This is a genomic window from Allobosea sp. MMO-172 (assembly GCF_037147855.1).
In the GTDB taxonomy this organism is placed as follows: Bacteria; Pseudomonadota; Alphaproteobacteria; order Rhizobiales; family Beijerinckiaceae; genus Allobosea.
In genome coordinates this window covers 326,421-345,092 of the sequence record NZ_JBBCUM010000001.1, presented here as the reverse complement: position 1 = coordinate 345,092, position 18,672 = coordinate 326,421, and the positions used below count along the sequence as shown (strand labels likewise).

20 protein-coding genes are annotated in these 18,672 nt (G+C 68.3%); 9 read left to right on the top strand and 11 right to left on the bottom strand.

Annotation, left to right across the window (positions count from 1 at the left end; genetic code table 11):
• Positions 1-28: 28 nt before the first annotated feature.
• The 5 genes from lpxK to WFK61_RS01605 all read right to left on the bottom strand — a co-directional run bounded on the left by lpxK (position 29) and on the right by WFK61_RS01605 (position 4,363).
• A complete protein-coding gene (lpxK, locus tag WFK61_RS01625; protein WP_336809785.1) occupies positions 29-1,033 on the bottom strand; it encodes a tetraacyldisaccharide 4'-kinase in 1,005 nt (334 codons plus the stop codon).
• Complete coding sequence (locus tag WFK61_RS01620; RefSeq protein ID WP_336809784.1) at positions 1,033-2,337, bottom strand: 3-deoxy-D-manno-octulosonic acid transferase; 1,305 nt, start codon at positions 2,335-2,337, stop codon at positions 1,033-1,035. The genes lpxK and WFK61_RS01620 overlap by 1 nt, the downstream gene beginning before the upstream one ends.
• The gene (locus WFK61_RS01615; protein ID WP_336809783.1) at positions 2,334-3,071 is read right to left on the bottom strand and encodes a lysophospholipid acyltransferase family protein; all 738 of its coding nucleotides are present in this window, start codon (positions 3,069-3,071) and stop codon (positions 2,334-2,336) included. Before WFK61_RS01615 ends, WFK61_RS01620 begins: the two co-directional genes overlap by 4 nt.
• A 132-nt stretch (positions 3,072-3,203) precedes the next feature.
• Positions 3,204-3,446, bottom strand: a complete 243-nt coding sequence (locus WFK61_RS01610; RefSeq protein ID WP_336809782.1) for a DUF4170 domain-containing protein — start codon at positions 3,444-3,446, stop codon at positions 3,204-3,206.
• 89 nt (positions 3,447-3,535) lie between these two features.
• Entirely contained in the window at positions 3,536-4,363 is an 828-nt protein-coding gene (locus WFK61_RS01605; protein ID WP_336809781.1) for a 3'(2'),5'-bisphosphate nucleotidase CysQ, read from the bottom strand.
• 249 nt (positions 4,364-4,612) lie between these two features.
• Between WFK61_RS01605 and WFK61_RS01600 the strand changes: the two genes are divergently transcribed.
• On the top strand, positions 4,613-5,134 hold the full coding sequence (locus tag WFK61_RS01600) for a DUF6101 family protein (RefSeq protein WP_336809780.1): 522 nt from the start codon (positions 4,613-4,615) through the stop codon (positions 5,132-5,134).
• Between the two features lie 3 nt (positions 5,135-5,137).
• Here WFK61_RS01600 and ubiA read toward each other — a convergent pair whose 3' ends face one another.
• Complete coding sequence (ubiA, locus tag WFK61_RS01595; protein ID WP_336809779.1) at positions 5,138-6,103, bottom strand: 4-hydroxybenzoate octaprenyltransferase; 966 nt, start codon at positions 6,101-6,103, stop codon at positions 5,138-5,140.
• A 16-nt stretch (positions 6,104-6,119) separates the two neighbouring features.
• Complete coding sequence (locus tag WFK61_RS01590; RefSeq protein WP_336809778.1) at positions 6,120-6,587, bottom strand: hypothetical protein; 468 nt, start codon at positions 6,585-6,587, stop codon at positions 6,120-6,122.
• A gap of 208 nt (positions 6,588-6,795) precedes the next feature.
• Between WFK61_RS01590 and WFK61_RS01585 the strand changes: the two genes are divergently transcribed.
• The 3 genes from WFK61_RS01585 to WFK61_RS01575 all read left to right on the top strand — a co-directional run bounded on the left by WFK61_RS01585 (position 6,796) and on the right by WFK61_RS01575 (position 9,359).
• Positions 6,796-7,542: a 16S rRNA (uracil(1498)-N(3))-methyltransferase gene (locus WFK61_RS01585; RefSeq protein WP_336809777.1), complete on the top strand. Its 747-nt coding sequence runs from the start codon at positions 6,796-6,798 to the stop codon at positions 7,540-7,542.
• Positions 7,543-7,711: 169 nt separating this feature from the next.
• Positions 7,712-9,091 (top strand): glutamate--cysteine ligase, encoded by a 1,380-nt coding sequence (locus tag WFK61_RS01580; protein WP_336809776.1) that lies wholly within the window; start codon positions 7,712-7,714, stop codon positions 9,089-9,091.
• Between the two features lie 91 nt (positions 9,092-9,182).
• Entirely contained in the window at positions 9,183-9,359 is a 177-nt protein-coding gene (locus WFK61_RS01575) for a Flp family type IVb pilin (RefSeq protein ID WP_336809775.1), read from the top strand.
• 30 nt (positions 9,360-9,389) lie between these two features.
• Here the strand turns inward: WFK61_RS01575 and WFK61_RS01570 are convergent, their stop codons facing one another.
• Positions 9,390-10,271, bottom strand: coding sequence for a LysR substrate-binding domain-containing protein (locus WFK61_RS01570; RefSeq protein ID WP_047580398.1), 882 nt, complete (start codon positions 10,269-10,271; stop codon positions 9,390-9,392).
• 180 nt (positions 10,272-10,451) lie between these two features.
• On the opposite strand from WFK61_RS01570, the gene WFK61_RS01565 reads away from it, so the two are divergent.
• Complete coding sequence (locus tag WFK61_RS01565) at positions 10,452-10,814, top strand: DUF1127 domain-containing protein (protein ID WP_336809774.1); 363 nt, start codon at positions 10,452-10,454, stop codon at positions 10,812-10,814.
• Between the two features lie 85 nt (positions 10,815-10,899).
• Here WFK61_RS01565 and WFK61_RS01560 read toward each other — a convergent pair whose 3' ends face one another.
• The 3 genes from WFK61_RS01560 to WFK61_RS01550 are packed head-to-tail and all read right to left on the bottom strand — an operon-like array spanning position 10,900 to position 15,091.
• Positions 10,900-11,787 (bottom strand): DUF937 domain-containing protein, encoded by an 888-nt coding sequence (locus WFK61_RS01560; protein ID WP_336809773.1) that lies wholly within the window; start codon positions 11,785-11,787, stop codon positions 10,900-10,902.
• 35 nt (positions 11,788-11,822) lie between these two features.
• On the bottom strand, positions 11,823-13,229 hold the full coding sequence (locus tag WFK61_RS01555) for an MATE family efflux transporter (RefSeq protein WP_336809772.1): 1,407 nt from the start codon (positions 13,227-13,229) through the stop codon (positions 11,823-11,825).
• Positions 13,226-15,091, bottom strand: a complete 1,866-nt coding sequence (locus WFK61_RS01550; protein ID WP_336809771.1) for a monovalent cation:proton antiporter-2 (CPA2) family protein — start codon at positions 15,089-15,091, stop codon at positions 13,226-13,228. Before WFK61_RS01550 ends, WFK61_RS01555 begins: the two co-directional genes overlap by 4 nt.
• Before the next feature lie 199 nt (positions 15,092-15,290).
• On the opposite strand from WFK61_RS01550, the gene ispH reads away from it, so the two are divergent.
• From ispH to WFK61_RS01530, 4 genes are all read left to right on the top strand, one after another.
• Positions 15,291-16,262 carry a 4-hydroxy-3-methylbut-2-enyl diphosphate reductase gene (ispH, locus tag WFK61_RS01545; RefSeq protein ID WP_336809770.1) on the top strand — a complete coding sequence of 324 codons (972 nt, stop codon included), beginning with the start codon at positions 15,291-15,293 and terminating at the stop codon, positions 16,260-16,262.
• 21 nt (positions 16,263-16,283) lie between these two features.
• Entirely contained in the window at positions 16,284-17,249 is a 966-nt protein-coding gene (locus tag WFK61_RS01540) for a homoserine kinase (RefSeq protein WP_336809769.1), read from the top strand.
• A complete protein-coding gene (gene rnhA / locus WFK61_RS01535; RefSeq protein ID WP_336809768.1) occupies positions 17,246-17,698 on the top strand; it encodes a ribonuclease HI in 453 nt (150 codons plus the stop codon). The genes WFK61_RS01540 and rnhA overlap by 4 nt, the downstream gene beginning before the upstream one ends.
• Positions 17,699-17,764: 66 nt before the next feature.
• Positions 17,765-18,667 carry a M23 family metallopeptidase gene (locus WFK61_RS01530; RefSeq protein ID WP_336809767.1) on the top strand — a complete coding sequence of 301 codons (903 nt, stop codon included), beginning with the start codon at positions 17,765-17,767 and terminating at the stop codon, positions 18,665-18,667.
• The last annotated feature ends 5 nt before the right edge of the window (positions 18,668-18,672 follow it).

Here is an 18,672-nt window from a genome sequence, read left to right as displayed (position 1 = left end):
CCTCAGGATGAGGGCTGTTGAGAGATGTTCAGCGCCCTTCGTCAAGCCTGGCGAGCAAGCCGCTGATCCCGGCCGGCTCGGCGAAGACCAGCGAAACCGGCACCACGACCAGCGAATTGCGCGCATCCTCGGGCCAGAGCGGCGCGAGCTTGGTCCAGTCCTTCTCCGTCGTGGCGACCAGAGCGTCATGCTCCCGCGCAGCCGCCAGCGCCGCCGCGACATCGCTTTCGGCGTAAGGGTGATGATCGCCATGGGCCTGCTCGGCCGCGACGATCGCTCCCGCATCCCGCAGCGTGGCCGCGAATTTCTCCGGCCGTCCGATCCCTGACAGGGCCACGACCTTCCGCTCGCGCAAGCGCTCGACGGCAACATCGGCAGGCTTGAGCGTGCCGGCGAGAACCGGCTTCTTCGCCTCGCGCGCGGCAGCGGCAACGCGCTCGCCTGCATCGCCCGGCCCGATCACGATGATGGCGTCCGTCTGGCTCATCTGCTCGGCGAGCGGCGCGCGCAAGGGGCCGGCCGGCAGGCAAAGCCCGTTGCCGGCGCCGCTTGCCCCATCGACCACCGCGAGCCTGAGCCGCTTGACCAGCGACGGGTTCTGCAGCCCGTCATCCATCACGACGATGCTGGCGCCGAGCCCGCGCGCCAGCCTGGCGCCGGCCACGCGGTCGCGGGCGATGACGGTGCGGGCATGGCGGGCCATCAGCAGCGGCTCGTCGCCGACATCGGTTGCGCGATGCCGGTCCGGATCGACCTCGACCGGCCCCGTGAGCCGCCCGCCATAGCCGCGCATCAGCACGAAGGGTTTTTCGCCCCGCTCTGCCAGCAGGCGCGCAATGGCGATCGCGGTCGGTGTCTTGCCCGCACCACCGGCGATGAAATTGCCGACGCAGATGACCGGAAGGCTGGCTTCCGTTCCGGGCTGCTGCATTCGCCGCAAGGTGATCCGACCGTAGACGAAGCCGAGCGGCTGAAGCAGCCGGGCGAGCAGCGTGGGCTTGTCCCGCCACCAGAAGCGCGGGGCCCGCAGCATCAGGGCGCGCTCTCGCGCTGGCCGATCGCGACCCGCATCAGCAGAGGCTCGATCGCGTGGAGCGTGCGGTTCAAGGCGCCGCCGAGCTCGGTCGCTGTCTGCGCGGCGGCACGTGCTGCCTGTCGGGCCTCGGCCGGATTGTTCAGCCAGCGATGGACCGCGCCGGCGAGAGCCTGCGCATCGGCGACCTCGCGCGAGCCGCTGTCGCGGTCGAAGGCGGCGAAGATCTCGGCATTGTTATGGACATAGGGGCCGTGCAGCAGGGCGCAGCCGAGCTTGGCGGGTTCGATCGGGTTATGCCCGCCGATGCCCTCGACCAGCGAGCCGCCGAGGAAGGCGACCTGCGACAGCCGGTAGAACAGGCCGAGTTCGTTGACGGTGTCGGCGACATAGAGATCGACATCGCGCTCGGGGCTTCCGCCCGCCGCGCGGCGCGAGACCGCGACATCGTTCGCCTCGGCCAATGCCTCGATATCCGGGCCGCGCTGCGGGTGGCGCGGCGCGATGATGGTGAGCAGCTTCGGCAGGTAGGGCTTGATCGCGAGATGGGCGGCCAGCACCAGCTCGTCCTCGCCGGGATGCGTGCTCGCCGCGATCCAGACCGGGCGGCCCGTCGTCTGGCCGTCGAGAATGGCGAGCGTGTCCGGATCGGCGGGCGGAGCCGGCACGTCGAATTTCAGGTTGCCGGCGACGCTGACGCGCGGCGCGCCGAGCTGGGCCAGCCGCTCGGCATCGCCCTGGGACTGCGCGAGGCAGGCCTCGAAGCAGGAGAGCAGGAAGCGCGAGGTCTTCGGCGTCTTGTACCAGCGCGCGAAGGAGCGCTCCGACATCCGGCCGTTCACCATCACGACGGGGATGTCGCGGCGCTGCGCCTCGATCAGCAGGTTCGGCCAGATCTCGGATTCGCAGATCAGGCAAAGGTCGGGCCGCCAGTGATCCATGAAGCGGCGCATGTAGCGGGGCACGTCGAGCGGAATGTACTGGTGGATCACGCCGCCCGGCAGCCGTGCCGCCATCAGCTTGGCGGAGGTGACGGTGCCGGAGGTCACCAGCACGGCGAAGCCGCGCTTCTGCAGTTTCGCGATCAGCGGCAGCAGGGTCACGGTCTCGCCGACGCTGGCGCCGTGCAGCCAGACCAGCGGCTTGTTCGGTCGCTTGACGCTCGCGTGGCCGCGCCGCTCGGCGAGGCGCGTGGCATCTTCCTTGCCGCGCCGCTGGCGCCAGAGCAGGAGCCCGGCCGCCGCCGGCTCCAGCAGGGAGGTCGCGTAGCGATAGCTGCGGAGGATCGCGCCCTTGCCGCTCATGCCGGCGCCCCGGCAGCGAGCTGCTTCTCGCGCAGGCCGGCGCCCGGATCGCTGCTGCCGACCAGCGCGTAACCGCGGGCATGGACATCGTCGAGGCTGGCCTGAAGCGCGAGGCGCGCCGCCTCCTGCGTCGCCTCATCGGCGTCGCGCGCGACCAGGATCGGATCGCCGACGACGATGGCGCAGCGCCCGAAGGGCAGGCCGATCGAGGCGCGGTCCCAGCTGTTGAAATCGATGCGCCGGCTGGTCACCACGGCGACCGCGCGGATCGGCCGCCCGGAGGCGCGGGCCAGCGCGATGATGCCGGGGCCGACGATGCGGGCGCGCTTCGGCACGTCGGCGGTGAGCACCATGGTGTCGCCGGCCGCGAGCCGCCTGACCATGGCGAGGAAGGCGCTGGCGCCGCCCTTCTCGCGGACCTTCTTGCCGAGCGCGCCCGAACCGCGGATCGCGCCGATGCCGAGCTCGCGCAGCGCCACGGCGTTGAAGCCGCCATCGCCATGGCGCGAGACCAGCGAACAGGCCGGCATCCAGTCCGGCCGGGCGAAGGGGATCATGATGTGCTGGCCGTGCCACATCGCGAAGATGAGCGGCAGGTCCGGCCGGACATGATCGTAGATATCGGCGGGTTCGAAGACGATCCGGTTCGTGCGCTGGACGAGGCGCAGATAGCCGGCCAGCAGGCGGCCGAGCGTTTCCTGCGCCACGCGCGTCTTGAGGATCGAAAAACCCATGGGTCCTGTCGTTCTAGAGCATCGGCCCGAAAAGTGGCACGCGGTTTTCGGGCTGAGCCGATGCAGAATCAAAGAGCTGGGAGCATCGGGCCGAATACGATACCCGGTCTGACGCTCCCCGCCGGTTTCAGCTCAGCTCTGGGCGGTCTCGGGGTCGAGCAGCCGGTGGAGATGAACGATGAAATAGCGTGTCTGCGCCTGGTCGACCGTCTGTTGCGCCTTGGCCTTCCAGGCGGTGTGGGCGGTGGCATAGTTCGGGAAGACGCCGACGATGTCGAGCTTCGCCAGGTCCTTGAAGGTGATGCCGTCGAGCGAGGCGAGCTCGCCGCCCAGCACGAGGTGAAGAAGCTGCTTCTGTTCAGGCTCGGTGCTCATCGAACTCTCCTGCAAGGGGCTTGGCGCCCCCATAAGCCATCCCGGCGGCCCAAGCGAGCGGGCCGCGCCGGGGGCGTTGAAAAAAATCGTCAGGCGGGCTGCGGCCGTCCGTCGCGCAGCCGCTCGATCGCCGCTTGCAGCGGCGTGGCAAGCCTGCCGTTGCTGGCCGCGAGCATGCCATGGACCGGCACCTCGCGATTATAGACGACCGGCCGGCCCTCGCCGTCGGTCAGTCGCCCGCCGGCCTCGCTCAGCACGAGATCGGCAGCGGCCAGGTCCCAGTCGCGGGCATCGGGCGAGATCAGGCCGGCATCGATCGTGCCGTCGGCGATGCGGGTGAGACGCAGCGCCAGCGACGGAATCCGGCCGACGGCCTCGAAGCGCTCGGTCTGCGCGAGCGCGTCGAGCATCGGCTTGGGCCCGGCGATGCGCGCGCCGGTCAGGCTTTCCGCGGATGATGTCCGGATGATCTCGCCATTGAGCGTCGCACCACCATTGGCCAGCGCGCGATAGGTCGCCTGGCAGGCCGGCGCGTGGACGACGCCGAGGATCGGCGCGCCCTGGTCGAGCAGGGCCACGCAGACGGCCCAGTCCGGCGAGCCCTGCATGAAGGCGCGCGTGCCGTCGATCGGGTCGACGACCCAGACATACCGGTGCGACAGCCGCTGCGCGTCGTCGACCGTCTCCTCGGAGAGCCAGGCGGCCTCCGGCAGCAGTTCGGACAAGCGGATGCGCAGGAAGGTGTCGACGCCGATATCGGCCTCGGTGACGGGGGAGCCGCCGCTCTTCGACCATGTCCGCGCCGCCGTCGTCGCGCCCGGCCGGAACAGGTCCAATGCGATCGCGCCGGCTTCGAGGCAGCTTTCGCCGACGGCTTTCAGCAGCTCGGCCGCGATCGGTAGCGTGGTGGGGTTCATGGCTTTCCTATCGGCCGTGAAAGTCGCCGTTACAAGCCGAAAATGCGGCAGCGGATCGAAAGATTCCGTCAAGCATCCGGCAGGAAACGAGCGGTTTGAGGCCGGATCGGGGCGGAATCACCTTCCTTTAACCCAACCCCTTAAGCGCTCGGACACGGCTGGCGGCCATCCTCACATGGCAAGCACGAGAGCCCCGGCATCGACAGAGGGCTCCGTTGCAGCAGGGATTACAGAGAGGCGTTACAACCGATGGCCAGCGTCACGCCGGCCGCCGGAGAGAGCGGTTTTGTGCCTGTTCTCTCCGGCGGTCCGACAACCCCCGCGATCGTTTCCCGCAACCCGATGCCGGCTCGGCCGGTCGCTCCGGCGATCGAGCGCGTCGGCTCCGTGCGGATCCTGCGCGGCACCGCCAATTGGCGCGGCGTCGCGCTGCGCCTGGCCAATCCGGCCGGCGACGATGAGCGTTTCGAACTGGCTCTTACCGCCGGTGACGGGCGCTCCATCGTGGTGGCCTCGGTCGATCAGGAGGATGCCGTCGCGCTCTGGCGTGATTTCGGCCGGACCAGCGGTCTGCAGCTGCTGCTGGAAGGTGCCGATGGCGTGGTGAGCGAGCCTTACCCGCAGCTCGGCCGCGTTGCGCTCGGAGCGGTTCGCATCCGCCGCCGCCACGGTCTGCTCAATGGCCGTCGCCCGCGCTTCCTGACCCGCCGCAAGACCGGCCGCCTCGCCGAACTGCCGGTGATCGTCAGCGGCGACCGGATGACGGACTGAGCCTCAGAACAGCGACCGGCTCGCCGCATCGAGCGCGAGCCCGGCTGCCAGCAGCAGCCCGGCATCGCGGTTCGACCGGAATATCCTGAGTGCTTCGGGCGCCGTCGCACCGTTGATCCGTGTGACCTGCCGGCCGAGATGACCGGCGAAGGCGGCGAAGCCGAGCCAGGCGACAGGGCCGCCGCCAACAAGCCAGATCGCCGTACCGGTGAGTATCGCCGCCAGCGCGAAGCAGAGCGCCACTGCCTCGCGCGTGTGGTCGCCGAAATAGCGCGCGCTCGAGCGGATGCCGGCGATGACGTCGTCTTCCAGATCCTGCATCGCGTAGATTGTGTCGTAGCCGACCGTCCAGGCGATCGCTGCCGCGTAGATCAGGTAGGCAGGCGCATCGAGCCGGCCGAAGACCGCGCTCCAGCCCATCAGCCCGCCCCATGAGAAGGCGAGGCCGAGCACGAATTGCGGCATGTTCGTCACCCGCTTCATGAACGGGTAGATCGCGACGATCGCGAGCGAGGCGATGCCGAGGATGATCGTGAAGCGGTTGAACTGCAGCAGCACGACGAAGCCGAGGAGTGCCTGCGCGACCATGAACATGGCGGCGGCTTTCGCCGTCACTTGTCCCGAAGGCAGCGGTCGCCCGCGCGTGCGCGCCACCTCGGCGTCGAGCTTGCGGTCGATAATGTCGTTGAAGGTGCAGCCCGCCCCGCGCATCAGGACGGCGCCGATGAAGAAGAGCAGGCAGTGCCAGGGATTGGGATAAGGCTGGCCGGCCGCGATGGCGGCAAGACCAGCGGCCCACCAGCAGGGCAGAAGAAGCAGCCACCAGCCGATCGGCCGCTCGATGCGGGCAAGCTTCAGGAACGGCCGGGTCGCCCGAGGCGCTGTCGTGTCGACCCAGTGACCGGTCAGCGCGTCGGGAAGAGGCGCATCGCGCCCGGGCATCGCTCCGAGGGGAGACGGATCGGGCATGGCGCCGGCGCGCCGGTCAGAGCGCGCCTTGCGGGACGCGCATCCCGCCGCCGACACCGCCGGTGATGGAATCTGCGCCGCCGAACGGGTTGGCGCCCTGCGCCTGCTGCTGGGCGCGGCGCTGCATCGCGGCCTGCTGCTTCACGGCGTTGCAGGCCTGGGCGCGGAAGCCGGATACCTTCTTGTTGTCGGCCTGCATGCCTTCGATGAAGGTCGGCGGAATCTGGCACCAGTCCTGGTTGGCGGTCGCGAACTTGATCGCGGCATCGCCATTATTGGCGAGGCGGCCGAAGGCGCTGCAGGCTTCCTGCGGCGTCATCTTCTGCTTGGACTTCTGGGACGCCGCAAGCCGCGCGACGATCGACTGGCGCTCGGAGAGCAGCTTCTGGATCTGCTCGCAACCCGAGGCTTGCGCGTTTGCGGGAGCCGCCATCAGGAACGGGGCCACGGCCAGGCCGAGCACCGCGATAACGCCTGAAGCCATCCAACGCCGCATGGTGTCCTTACTCCGGATTGCCGGCCCGCCCGGCCGATCGTTAAATACGTCCTTAACAGCAGGCGCTGTTAACGCCAACGACTCTTGCGAGTCCATGGGTGGCCTTATGGGATGCGCCGCCTGTTACATGGGGATTGTGGCGTTTTTCGCGTTGCTTCCCCAACGCTACCATCGAGTCTTGGAGACGCCTGCGCCCATGTCCGTTCCTGATTTCGCCCGGCACCGGCTCTTCATCGACCAGCCCTTGGCCGCGGCGGCGATTCTCCCGCTCGAACGCGAGCAGGCCAATTATCTGCTCAACGTCCTGCGTTTGCGGGCCGATGGTACTATCCTCGTCTTCAACGGGCGTGACGGCGAATGGCTGGCGCGCCTCGTGCCGGAAGGGCGCAAGCAGGCCAGTCTCGAACTCGTCCGGCAGACGAAGCCCCAGCCCCCCGCCTCTGATCTGCATTACCTGTTCGCACCGCTGAAGCATGCCAGGCTCGACTACATGGCGCAGAAGGCGGTCGAGATGGGGGCAGGGGTGCTGCAACCGGTGCTGACCCGGCGCACCCAGGTCTCGCGGCTCAATCTCGACCGGATGCGCGCCAACGCGGTCGAGGCGGCCGAGCAATGCGGCATCCTCAGCCTGCCGGAGATCGCGCCGGAACGCTCGCTCGAAGTCGCCCTTGCTGAATTGGCGCCCGAGCGGCTGCTGGTCTTCTGCGACGAGGGCATGGCGGAAGCGAGCCCGCTTTCGACCTTGGCGGCGTGCAAGCCCGCGCCGCTCGCCGTCCTGATCGGCCCCGAAGGCGGTTTCGACGAAGCCGAGCGCCAGTCGATCCGGGCGCGGCCCAATACGCTGCCGATCTCGCTCGGCCCGCGCATTCTGCGGGCGGATACGGCTGCGGTCGCGGCGCTCGCTCTGGTGCAGGCCGCGCTCGGCGACTGGCCGCGCAGCTGACGCGGAGGGCTGCGAGGCCTGCCGCCAGCGCCGGTCGCCTTTGCGCGAATGCACGATACCGGTCGTTGTCGAGCGCCCGGCGCTCGCCTATGTCTGTGCATCCTCTTCCGGCTTCCTCCGCGCTTTCGGCGTCGGGGCCGGCTGTCTTGTCTCATCTGCCGGAGCGCCCATGGCTCGCGACGTGTCCGATTCGACCCCGATCGGTTCCAAGGCCGAACTGATTGCGTGGATCGCCGCCGGCGAGAAACCGGCCTCATCCTTCCGGATCGGCACCGAGCACGAGAAATTCCCGTTCTACCGGAGCGATCTGGCGCCTGTTCCCTATGAGGGCCGCGCCGGTGCCGCCGGCATCCGCGCCCTGCTGGAAGGCATGCAGCAGCGACTGGGCTGGGAGCCGATCGTCGATGCCGGCCACATCATCGGCCTGGCCGGGCCGGATGGCGGCGGGGCGATCTCGCTGGAGCCCGGCGGCCAGTTCGAATTGTCCGGCGCGCCGCTGGCGACGCTGCACGAGACGGAAGCCGAGCTTCAGGCCCATCTCGCCGATGTGAAGGCCGTGGCCGCCCCGCACGATATCGGCTTCGTCGGCCTCGGGGCTTCGCCGCTCTGGACCCGCGCCGAAACGCCGGTGATGCCGAAGGGCCGCTACAAGATCATGGCGAACTACATGCCGAAGGTCGGCACGATGGGCCTCGACATGATGTTCCGGACCTGCACCGTGCAGGTCAATCTCGACTTCGCCAGCGAAGCGGACATGGTCCGCAAGCTCCGGGTCTCGCTGGCATTGCAGCCGCTTTCCACTGCCCTGTTCGCGTCCTCGCCCTTCCTGGAGCGCAAGCTCAACGGCTTCCAGTCGATGCGCTCCGAGATCTGGCGCGATACCGACAATGCCCGCTCGGGCATGCTGGCCTTCGCCTTCGACGAGGGCATGTCCTATGAGGGCTATGTCGACTGGGCGCTCGACGTGCCCATGTATTTCGTCAAGCGCGGCGACACCTATCACGACGTCGCCGGTGCCTCCTTCCGCGACCTGCTGGCCGGCCGCCTGCCGCAGCTGCCGGGCGAGAAGGCGACGATGTCGGACTGGGCCAATCACCTCTCGACGCTGTTCCCCGAGGTCCGGCTCAAGCGCTTCCTCGAAATGCGTGGCTGCGATGCCGGCCCTGTCGACATGCTGACCGCGATGCCCGCCTTCTGGGTCGGGCTGCTCTACGATGCGACCTCGCTTGATGCGGCCTGGGATCTGGTCAAGGGCTGGAGCGCCGCGGAGCGGCAGGCGCTGCGCGACGCAGTGCCGCGCGAAGGGCTCGCCGCCACGGTCGGCGGACGCAAGCTGACCGAGATCGCTGCCGAAGTCGTGGAATTGTCGCGTGCAGGCCTTGCGCGTCGGGCCTTGAAGAACGCCGCCGGGCAGGATGAAACCCGTTTCCTGACGCCGTTGCATGGCATTCTGGAGCGTGGCCAGAGCCTCGCCCAGGCGCTGGAAGCGCGCTATCGTGATGCCTGGCACGGCAAGGTCGAGCCGGTCATGACCGAGATGGCGCTCTAAGCCGCCAGAATTCACTCAAAAGAGCTGGTTTAGAGCGGATTGCCGGTCCGGAATTAACGAATTGGACGATTCATGCCGCTAGCTTGGCGGCATGAAGCAGATCTGCACCAGCTTTGCTGCGCTTCTTCGCGACGAACGCGGAGCGACCGTGATCGAGTACGCGCTGATTGCCGGTCTGGTCTCGATCAGCATCGTCGCGGGCGCGACCGCGATCGGCCAGGATCTCACCGCGAAGTTCACAGCGGTCCTGGCAGGCTTCAAGGGCTGAAAAAGCCCAGGCAGGCCCCCCGGCTCAGCCCTATTCCGCCGCTGTCTTGAAGCTCGCCAGGTTGTCGAGGCTCTGGATGATGTGCTCCGCCAGCGCGTTCGACAGAACCGAGGGATCGAAGCGGGTCCGCAGCAGCCCGATCTTGCATGACGGCAAGGTTGCGAAGCCTTCCGAGGGGCCGAGGATGCGCATGCCCGGCCGGACGGCGCTCTCCGGCAGCACCGAGATCGCGAGCCCGGCGAGGACGGCTGCGCCGACCGCCGTGGAGTTCCAGCTCGCATAGAGCACGCGGAAGCGGCGGCCCTTCGATTCCAGCGCATCGACCGCGGCCTGCCGCCAGTTGCAGGTCGGCCGCCCCAGCGCGAGCGGCAGCGGATCCTCTTCATGGACGCTGTGGCGCGCCGAGGTGACCCAGAGCAGCGGCTCGATGCGGATGATCTCGCCCTGGCCGCGGCTTTCGACATGGGTGATGATCGCAAGGTCGATATCGCCGGTTGCGATCCGCTCCGCCAGCATCGGCGTCGGCTCGCAGACCACGGTGACCTCGGCCCGCGGATTCGAATGGGCGAAGCGCGCCAGGATTTCCGGCAGGTAGCGGTCGGCGTAATCGTCGGGCACGCCGAGGCGGATGCGACCCTTGAGATCCGCATCGGCGAAGGAGGCCACGCATTCGAGGTTGAGGCGCACGATCCGGCGGGCATAGTCGAGCAGCCGCTCGCCATCCTCGGTCAGCTTGGCATGGCGGCCGTCGCGCCCGAACAGGGGGCGGCCGACCCGCTCCTCAAGCCGCTTCATCTGCATGGAAACCGCCGATTGCGTCTTGAAGACGATCTCGGCGGCGCGCGTGAACGACCCGGTATCGGCAATCGCGACGAAGGTCTTGAGCTGATCGGCATCGAGCACATGAGCCATTGGCGATCCCCATCCACCGTTCATCAATATCAGTGTTGCGAGACATCATAACCATTCGTTTGGCTGATGACCAGAGCCTCGCTAAGGTCTGGATGCACTCCGAAATTTTCCGTCAATGGCGCGTCCGGGCGGGGCGGAGAGGCACAAGATCAACGTTCCGCACCGCCAGAGGAGGCCGTCATGCTGCTCATGACCATTGCCGCGAAGTCGCTCTCGTCCGTTTCGGCCGGCGTCACGCGTGTTGCCACCATCGCTGCTGCCGGAACCATTCAATTCGTGCGCGCGCTCGCCCATCGCCGAGAGGTGATGCGCCTGGGCGCCGAGCTCGACGAGCGCGGGCTCAAGGATATCGGCCTCGTGCGTTCAGATATCGATGGCGCGCTGGCGACGTCCTGGCTCGACGATCCCTCGACCGTCCTGGCCGAGCGCTCGCGCTCCACGTCGAATCTCGCCGCCGCGCGGCGCGAGCACGCCCTGCGCCATGCCGGCGCGGCGCCGATGCTGGCCGGGAAGGCCGATATCACGGTTGCACGCTGCGCCTGACCCCTTGGCGACAGCGTCCCTGCGGGCGGGAGCTTCGTGCTTCCGCCCTTTTTCATGTCTTCAGCTTTGAGGGGCTGGGCTTGCTTTAGCGGCGCCCCTGTCCGCCGCCGAGCATGGCGTCGAGGATCGATTTCAGCGCGTTCTGATGGTCGTCCTGGATCTGGCGGCCGTGCTCGAACATCTGGTTGAGCGCGTCGAGGCCGATCGAGCCCGGCCCGTTGGCCGAGGACGAGGGCGCAGCCTCCTCGAGCTCCGGTTCCGGCGCGGGCGCACGCCGCGGCGCGCTGCGCGGGCGGGGAGCGGGCTCCGGCTCCGCTTGCTGGGGCGCCATGCCGCCGAACATGCCGCCGAGAATCTGGCCGAGCGCGCCGCCGAACGGGTCCGAGGGCGCGGCTTGCGGGTTGGGCTGCGGCTGGCCGCCGGCCTGGCCGAACATGCCCTTGAGGATCGCTTCGAACGGATTGGCCGGCATCTGCGGCTGCGGCGGTTGCATGCCGGGCATCTGGCCGCGCATCATCTCGGCGAACTGGCCGAGGATGCCGCCCAGCCCCTCGTTGCTCGATGTCTTGGACAGGCCGCCCATCAGCATTGCGGCGATCACCGGCAGCATCTGCTTGAGGATCGCCTGCGAGACGCCGCTGGTCGCGGCCGCCTGCGCGGCGATCGCCTGGCTGACCTCGCGCGAGCCGAAGAGCTGGCTCAGCACGTCGTTGCCGGCGTTCTGGGCGCCGGCCGGAATGCCGTAGCCGCCGGCCTCGAAGAAGCGGGCATAGGGCGAGGCCGTCATCATCTGCGCCAGCGAGCCGAAGGCGTAGGGGTCGCGAGTCTGCCGCTGCAGCCCCATCGAGAAGGCCGGCAGCAGGGCATCGAGCGCGGCCTGCGTCTGCTGCAGGCTCAGGCCGTATTGCTGGGCGAGGTTCGGCAGCGCCTGGCCGTGCTGGGCCGACTGCATGATATCGAACAGGTTCATCATCGACGCTTCTCCCCGGCCGGCCTTTGGCTCCGTACCTAGGAGGACGATAGCAGGGTGTCCTTGCCTGGCAAATCTGTTGCGGCCTGCCGTTGCGCGGCCCGGCGCTCCAGCCGGGTGATGCCGCGATAGGCGAAGACGAGCGCCAGCACGCCGAAGGCGACGGCGCCGAGTGCCGAGCCGGCCATCGCGCCCTTCGGCCCGGCAAGATGTGCGCCGAGAATGGCGAGCGGCACGGTGCCCAGCGTGGCGCGGCCCCAGCTGAAGATCGTCGACAGGAACGGCATGCCGAGATTGTTGAAGGCGGCATTGGCGACGAAGAGCATGCCGACGAAGATCCACATCGGCCCGGCGATCAGGCAGAAGAACAGCACGAGCTCCGCCGTCAGCCCCGTCGCATGGAAGGCGGAGACGAGGATGTCGCGGAAGGCGAAGAGCAGCGCCCAGGAAACGAGGACGCAAGCTGCGGCGAAGATCGCCGAATCGGTCAGGCCCCGGCGCATCCGGTCGAAGCGCCCGGCGCCCCAGTTCTGGCCGAGGATCGGCCCGACCGAGCCCGACAGCGCGAAGAGCACGCCGAAGGCGACGGGCACGAGCCGGTCGACGATAGCGAGCGCTGCGATCGCCGCATCGCCGAACCGGGCGATGACGCTGGCGAAAACCGCGTTGGCGATCGGGTTCGAAAGATTGGTCAGGATCGCCGGCCCCGCGATGGCGAAGGTCCGGGCGGCATCCTGCCGGATGAAGGACAGGCGCGGCCGGTCGATCATGTCATGCACCGTCACGCAAGCATGGAAGCCGATGGCGATGATGATGATGCGCGCCAGCACGATCGCGATCGCGGCGCCGTCCGGCCCGAGCCCGAAACCGAAGATCAGCAGCGGGTCGAGCCCTGCCGTGACGATGCCGCCGCCGAGCGTCACGAACATCGCGCGCCGGGCGTCGCCGACCGCGCGCAGGATGCCGGATAGGCCCATGCCGATCGCCATCAGGGCGTTCGACGGCAGCACGATGTAGAGGAAGGAGAGGGCGACCGCATGCGACTGGTCGCGCGCGCCGAGCAGGCTGAGCAGCTTCGGCAGGAAGGGCAGCACCGCGAGCGAGATGACGAGGGCGACGAGCGCCGACAGGACCATGGTCGAGGCCGCGATGCGCCGCGCGGCCGGGCGGTCGCCCGCCCCGATGCTGCGCGAGGTCAGCGCCGTCACGGCGATCATCAGCCCGACATTCACCGAGACCATCAGGTAGAGCACGATGGTGGCGAAGCCGACCCCGGCCGTCGCCTCCGGCCGGCCGAGCCAGGAGACGTAAAGCAGCGACAGAAGATCGACGACGAAGACCGCCATCAGCCCGACCGAGCTCGTCGCGGTCATCACCGCGACATGGCGCATCAGAGGGCCTTCGAGGAAGACGGCCTGCGCCGGCCGCGCGGTAGCCTCGCTCATCGCTCGGGCTCGCCGACGCCGCCGACCGCGACCTCTGCGCCGCCATCCTCGATGACCTGCCGCGTCTCGGGCGTGAGCGGCTTGGACTTGGCCTTGGGCGGCACGAGCGGCTCGGGCGTGACGCGGGGCACGCGGTTGATCGCGGCGGCGAGCCCTTCGTTGAACTGGATCTCCATGCGCTGCGCGTCGCGGTCGCGGACATGGTCGATGACGAGCTCGGCCTCGTCGCGGGTCAGGCCCAGCGTCTCCAGCGTGACGCGGCCGAAGCCCAGCGCCGATTCGAAGGTCTCGCGCATCTGGAAATCGACATTCGCCTTCATCAATTCGATCGCATGGATACGGTCATAGGCCCGCACATGGAGGCGAACGCTCGGGAATTCGGCCTTGACCATCTCGACGATCCGGAGCGCCGCCTGCCTGTCGTCGACGCAGATGCAGATGACGCGGGCCTTGCCGGCGCCGGCCGCGCGCAACACGTCGAGCCGCGTGCCGTCGCCGTAATAGATCTTGAAACCGAACTGCGCGGCCGAGCGGATGCGCTCGACATCGGAATCGATGACGGTGACGTCGATATGCTGGAGCAGCAAAGCCTGCGTCACGATCTGGCCGAAGCGGCCGAAGCCGATCACCATCACCGGGCTGTCGCCGGCGCCCTCATAGTCCTCGTCCATCGTCGCGGGCGTGACGCGCGCCAGCAGCGCCGCATCGATCAGCTTGGCGACGACGGGACCGAGCAGCATGCTGATCGCCGCGAGCGCGGTGACCATCGCCGATTGCTGGGCCGTGAGCAGCCCGTTCGCGAGCCCGAGCGGCAGCAGCACGAAGGCGAATTCGCCGGCAGGCGAGAGCAGGGTGCCGGCCCGGATCGCCTCGAGCCAGGACGAACAGGACAGCCGCAGGATCGAGGTCACCACCGCGATCTTGAACAGCACCAGGAGCGGCGCGGCGAGCGCCAGCAGCAGCCAGTTGTCGGCAACGAGCTTGAGGTCGAGCGACATGCCGACCGCCATGAAGAACAGGCCGAGCAGCACGCCGCGGAACGGCTCGATATCGGCTTCGAGCTCGTGCCGGAAGTGCGAATCGGCCAGCATCACGCCGGCGAGGAAAGCGCCCATCGCCATCGAGAGCCCGACATGCTCCATCAGGAGCGCGGCGCCGAGCACGATCAACAGCGCAGCCGCCGTCATCACATCCTTGGCGCCTGTATGGGCGAGGATGCGGAAGAAGGGGTTCATGACATAGCGCCCGGCCAGCACGATCAGCACCAGCGCGAAGAGCGCGATGCCGAGGCTGGCCAGCGCCATCATCGGGCTACCGGTTTCCTTGCCGCCCGTGGTTGCGAGCAGCGGCAGCAGCGCCAGCACGGGCGCGATCGCCATGTCCTGGAACAGCAGGATCGAGAAGGTGCGCCGGCCATAGGTCTCGTTGCCGTCGCCGCGCTCCTCCAGCAATTGCAGCGCGATCGAGGTCGCCGAGAGGGCAAGCGCGACGCCGACGGCGACCGCTCCCGCTGCCGACAGGCCGAAATACCAGCCGGCGAGTCCGATGCCGCCGGCGCTCAGCGCCATCTGCGCGAGGCCGGAGCCGAGAATGTCCTTGCGCATCGAATAAAGGCGCGAGGGCTGCAATTCGAGGCCGACGAGGAAGAGCAGCAGCACGACGCCGATCTCGGCCGTGCCGCGGATCGCATCGGGGTCCTTGATCACGCCGAGGAGCGAGGGGCCGATGACGATGCCGGCCGCAAGATAGCCGAGCACCGCCGATTGGCCGAGCTTGCGGAACAGCGGCACGGCGATCACCGCTGCGGCGCAGAAGGTCAGGATCGGCGGAAGGTAGCTGGCATGCGAGGCGGCGTCGGCCATGCGGAACTCGGGGCTTTTGGAACGGGCTTGGCGGTCCGGCGCGACGCGCGGCGTGGCGGTCCGTTGCTCTATCTAGGCTTTCGGTGGCGATCCTGCGAGAGGCAATCGGCATGGCGGCCAAGCCTGCGCCGCTTCGCTTCCTTGACATCGCCCCGATCCCGCCGAAAGAAGACGCGGACCGATGGAGAACTCTTCGCGCGTGACCAAGCCGCCGCTCGACATCCTGCTCTGCGCCCCGCGCGGCTTCTGCGCCGGGGTCGTGCGTGCCATCGACGCTGTCGAGAAGGCGCTGAAGCTGCATGGCGCGCCGGTCTATGTCCGCCACGAGATCGTCCATAACAAATACGTCGTCGAATCCCTGAAGCGGAAGGGCGCGGTCTTCGTCGCCGAGCTCGACGAGGTGCCGGACGAGACGCGGCCGGTGATCTTCTCGGCCCATGGCGTCGCCAAGGCGGTGCCGGCGGCGGCGAAGGCACGCAATCTCTTCGCCATCGACGCGACCTGTCCGCTGGTCACCAAGGTCCATCGCGAGGCCGAGGTCCACCACAAGCGCGGCCGCCATATCCTGCTCGTCGGCCATGCCGGCCATCCCGAGGTGATCGGCACGATGGGCCAGCTGCCCGAGGGCGCGATCACGCTGATCGAGACGCTGGACGACGTTGCGACGCTTGAGGCGCCGGAAGGCCAGCCGCTCGCCTATGTCACCCAGACGACGCTCTCGGTCGACGACACCCGCGAAATCGTCGAGGCCTTGCAGGCCCGCTTCCCGGAGCTGATCGCCCCGCACAAGGAAGACATCTGCTACGCCACGACCAATCGCCAGGAGGCGGTGAAGCGCGTCGCGCCGCTGGTCGAGGGGCTGATCGTCGTCGGTTCGCCCAATTCCTCGAATTCGCAGCGCCTGCGCGAGGTCGCCGAGCGCGCCGGCTGTCCGGTGGCGCGGCTCGTGCTGCGCACCGACGAGATCGACTGGTCGGTTTTCGGCAATATCCGCAGCCTCGGCATCACCGCCGGTGCGAGTGCGCCCGAGGTGCTGGTCGAGGAGATCATCGACGCTTTCGCCGCGCGCTACGATGTCCGCGTCGAGACCGTCTCGACCGCCGACGAGAACGTCTTCTTCCCGCTTCCGCGCGAATTACGCGGCGAGGCGACGCCGGACGCGGCGGAATAATCTCAGCAGAAGAGTGCAAGCGTGGCCGTCTATACCGAAGTGCCCGATGACGAGCTGGCCGCCTTCGTGGCGCGCTATGGCATCGGCGATCTCCTCTCCGTCAAGGGCATCGCCGAGGGCGTCTCGAACTCCAATTTCCTGCTGCATACGACCAAGGCCTTCTACATCCTGACCCTCTATGAGGAGCGGGTGGACGAGACGGAGCTGCCCTTCTTCATCGGGCTGATGGACCATCTCGCCCGGCGCGGCCTGATCTGCCCGGTCCCGCTGCGCATGGATGACGGTGCGGCCGTCGGCCGGCTGGCCGGCCGTCCGGCGGCGATAGTCTCTTTCCTCGACGGCCTGTCCGTCCGGCGCCCGAACGTGACGCATTGCGCCGAGCTTGGGCGCGGGCTTGCCCAGCTGCACGAAGCCGGTGCCGATTTCGGCATGGAGCGGGTCAATTCGCTGTCGGTTCCCGGTTGGCGCCCGCTGGCCGAGCAGGCGGGGGCGGCGGCGGATACGGTTTCCCCGGGGCTGGCGCGGCGCGTCATGGCGGAGGTCGAGGTCCACGAGCGTTCATGGCCGCAGGACCTGCCGCGCGGCGTGATCCATGCCGATCTCTTTCCGAACAATGTCTTCTTCATCAAGGACAGGTTGTCCGGCCTGATCGACTTCTATTTCGCCTGCACCGATGCCTTCGCCTATGATCTGGCGATCTGCCTCAATTCCTGGTGCTTCGAGGCCGATGCCTCGTTCAACCTGACGAAGGGCCAGGCGCTGCTCGCCGGCTACGAGAGCGTGCGGCCACTCACTCCGGCGGAGGTCGAGGCATTGCCGCAGCTCTGCCGCGGCTCGGCGCTGCGCTTCCTGGTGACGCGACTGGTCGACTGGCTCAACGTGCCTCCGGGCGCGCTGGTCAAGCCGCTCGATCCGCTCGAATATGACCGCAGGCTCGTCTTCCACCAGCGCATCGCCGACGCTCGCGAATACGGGCTGAAGCGATGAGCGAGGGGACGGTCGAAGTCTGGACGGACGGGGCTTGTTCAGGGAATCCCGGTCCCGGCGGCTGGGGCGCGATCCTGACCTTCAACGGCGTCGAAAAGGAACTCTCCGGCGGCGAGGCGCAGACCACCAATAACCGCATGGAATTGATGGCGGCGATCGCCGCGCTTGAGGCGCTGAAGCGTCCCGTCACGGTCGCGCTCCACACCGACAGCCAGTATCTGCGGCAGGGCATCACCGGCTGGATCCATGGCTGGAAGAAGAACGGCTGGAAGACGGCTGATCGCAAGCCGGTCAAGAACGCCGAGCTCTGGCAGCGCCTGGAAGCCGCGCTCGGCCGCCACAAGATCGAGTGGAAATGGGTCAAGGGCCATGCCGGCGACGAGATGAACGAGCGTGCCGACGCCCTGGCGCGCGCCGGCATGGCGCCGTTCAAGAGCGGCGGTCGCTGAGACCTCGCGACCGCTCTCGACAGGAGGGCATCTGGCGCTTTCCGGGCCGCTGCATAGGTACGGCCCATGATCGCCGTCGTCGCCCTGATGCTGTTTGTCTGCCTTGCCGTGCCGGCCGGTCTGGCGTGGAGACTATGGCGCCTCGACGAACCAAGCCGCCTGGCATGGTTGATCGCGTTGGCCGAGGCGGCGGTGTTGCTGGCGTTGATCCTGTTGCTCGGACGCTGGGACATGGCGGGCCTGTGGAGCCGCGTCCTGCTCCTCGGGGCAGTCGTTGCAGCGGCTTTCGTCTCCTTGATGCGCCATGCCCGGCGGCCATGGCTGGTGGCTGGGCAAGCGTCGATCTGGCACAGCCATGGCCACAGGCTGGCCGCGCTCGCCCTGTCCGGGATGGCGCTCGCCTATGTGACGAGTGGGCTGGCGGCGCGGGACCGGCCGCATGCGCTGGCGTTTCCGCTCGATGGCGGCCGCTTCGTCGTGGCCCAGGGCGGTGGCATCGGCATCCTGAACCATCACAGCGGCCATCGCGTCCAGCGCCACGCTGTCGATATTACGGCCGTGGGAGCCTCGGGCTTTCGGGCGTCGGGCCTGTTGCCTCAGGACCCTGCACGCTACGCCATTTTCGGCAAGCCCGTGATCAGCCCTTGCGATGGAACCGTTGCGGCGGCAGTCGACGGCCTGCCCGACCTGTCGCCGCCGCAGGCCGACCGGAACAATCCTGCCGGCAATCACGCCGTGCTGGCCTGCGGCGGGCTGCTGGTCGAGCTCGCTCATTTGCGCAAGGGGAGCGTTGCTGTCGCTGTCGGTAAGCCCATCCAGGTCGGCGACCCCATCGGGCAGGCCGGCAATTCGGGCAACAGCACCGAGCCGCATCTGCACATCCACGCCATCGACGCGGTTTCCGGAGACGGCGTCCAGATGTCCTTCGACGGGGCCGTCCCGGTTCGCAACGCCTTTTGGCAGCGCTGAAGGGC